The 2,011-nt window shown below is 63.7% G+C and carries 2 protein-coding genes; one reads left to right on the top strand and one right to left on the bottom strand.

The features are described 5' to 3' along the window. The first annotated feature begins 620 nt into the window (after positions 1-620). Entirely contained in the window at positions 621-1,145 is a 525-nt protein-coding gene (locus O0J15_RS20890; RefSeq protein ID WP_180877426.1) for a transporter, read from the top strand. 61 nt (positions 1,146-1,206) lie between these two features. On the opposite strand, the gene O0J15_RS20885 is transcribed toward O0J15_RS20890, so the two are convergent. After that, the gene (locus tag O0J15_RS20885) at positions 1,207-1,962 is read right to left on the bottom strand and encodes a tetratricopeptide repeat protein (RefSeq protein WP_308306260.1); all 756 of its coding nucleotides are present in this window, start codon (positions 1,960-1,962) and stop codon (positions 1,207-1,209) included. Between the last annotated feature and the right edge of the window lie 49 nt (positions 1,963-2,011).

The following is a 2,011-nucleotide window of genomic DNA, read 5'->3' as shown; positions in this document are numbered from 1 at the left end:
GTGCGGGGCAGGGGAGTGGGGCTGGGTCATGGCTGGGCTCTTTGCGTGCATGCAGAAGCCGCCACCGATAAAGGTGGCGGACGGTGCGAGGTTCGAAACCCGGTGTGCAATCAGACCGGCGGGCGCAAGGCCCCCACGCACCGTCCGCCATAGCCGGCTGACGGATTGCCAGTCGGCACCACGCGGAGTGGTGCCGACTGGCAAGCGCTTTTTACGATTGCACAACCGGGGTTTCGAAGCCCGGCCACCTGTTCAAGGTGGCACAGCAAGGAATACGCCCGGTTGTGCGCGATGCCAATGCAGTAGGGCTGATGCCGACACCACTTTCAACATTTTCAGAATCGTTGCATACGACGCAACCAAGCTGAAGCCTTGCGCTACAACGCTATCGGCGATGTTGGTGGTGCAAGCCTAGCGAGTGTCGGCATCCGCCCGGCGAGGCCGCGAGCGAGGCGAATGCGACAGGCCTGTCCGGCAATGCGCTGCCGACTGCGTGTGACGCGTCACGTTAATAGGTGAAATCTGCGAAGCAAGGCGCTGCATGTCACCATGTGGCGGGGCGGATCACCTGCACAATGCCCCTTGGTACCTCATGGACGCATCCGCCCAAAAAGGTTTTCATGTCTGGCATGACTGACGGGCAGCAACTACGCAACGCGCAATGGGGCAAGGTGTCGCGCTTGTTCAAGCCTGCGATGATCATTAGCGCGGCGCTGGCGGCAAGCGCAGAAACACTCTATCGCACAGGGGTATACCCGCGAGCCATCTTCGAAGCGGGCAGCGCTGATGCTCGAACCTGGTTGTATGTGGCATTGATGTACCTGATCGCCTTTCCAGTACTGTTTCTTTGGATGAGGCGACTGCTCGCAGGCTACCCCATGCCATGGAACCCGCCACTCAAGCGCTGGCTGCTGGGCGCGTTCTCCCTGATCCTCTGCAGCGGAATGATCATGCTGCCTGTCATCGTGCTGACTGTTGGAGGCAGCGCTGCGGGTCGCGGCAAAGGGCTGTATCAGCTGTTCACCGGCAATCTGTTCGGCACGTTCCTTGTGGGAACGGTGCTCGCCTACGGAGCGGCCCTGGGTGCATGGCTGCTGTTTATCGGAACCCCCAAGCTGCTCTTCCCCAGGCTGGGCTCGCGCTAGGCCGGCTGCGATAGTTCCCTTGAAGCCCCGGTGTTCGAGCCTGTCACCTGCTGCCGGGTCGTCAGTAGCCTCGCAACGCAGCCTTGGTTCGCTCCAGCCAAGCGGCATTGTGGCTGCGCGCGTGGCGCGACCAGTGCTGCGCATCGTCGATGATGCTGGCGAACAGGATGCGGGCTTGCTCGCGATCGTCCGGTTGCGGCTGCGCCATCAGCCATTCGGCGTAGAAGCAGCGAGCGGCCGCATCGTTTCCGCATTCCACGGCGCGCTCGAATGCGGCGCGGGCACCGGGGGCTTGCGCGGTTGCCAATGCCTGCGCGTACAGCAAGGTCTGTTCCGGTTTGCGGCGCACGTCCGGGTGCCGTGCGAACAGGCCGTCCAGCGTCTCCACCGCAAGCGCAGCGTGCCCGGACTCGAGGCGGGCACGGGCAAGGCCGGTCAGGATGTAGGGATCGTCGCCCAGCGGCGAGCTGGCTGCCTGCTCAAGCAGGGTTCTGGCCTCCTCGGCCTGGCCGGCATCCAGCAGCGTCATGCCCAGGCGAACCCGATTCTGCACGGTCGGCGTGCGCGCCAGTTCGGTACGGGCGTTGCGAAGGTCCTGGCCCGGGTCCATGAGCTGCTTGGCGGAACGGACGACCTGCCGGGCGCCGCGCGAATGGCGGACTTCAGGGAAGTAGATCGCCAGGAAGTAGACGACGCTGCCGAGTAGCGGGAACGAGAACAGCAGGATGAGCCAGTAGAGGCTCTGGCCCGAGCGGATGGCGTGCACCGCGAAGTAGATGGCCGCCAGTACGTGGAGTCCGATTCCGATATAGGGCATGTGTGCCGCCTCGTCCTTGTGAGGGGTGGAACTATAGTGGGGGAGGGGT

The sequence above is a fragment of the Stenotrophomonas sp. Sm10 genome (assembly GCF_030985515.1).
GTDB classification, from domain to species: domain Bacteria; phylum Pseudomonadota; class Gammaproteobacteria; order Xanthomonadales; family Xanthomonadaceae; genus Stenotrophomonas; species Stenotrophomonas hibiscicola.
Note: the sequence above shows the minus strand (reverse complement) of the source record. Positions and strands in the feature narration are given on the sequence as shown.

Bases quoted from the DNA above. Each gene is read 5' to 3' on its own strand.
- O0J15_RS20885 (WP_308306260.1), bottom strand. From the start codon at position 1,962: ATGCCCTATATCGGAATCGGACTCCACGTACTGGCGGCCATCTACTTC.
- O0J15_RS20890 (WP_180877426.1), top strand. From the start codon at position 621: ATGTCTGGCATGACTGACGGGCAGCAACTACGCAACGCGCAATGGGGC.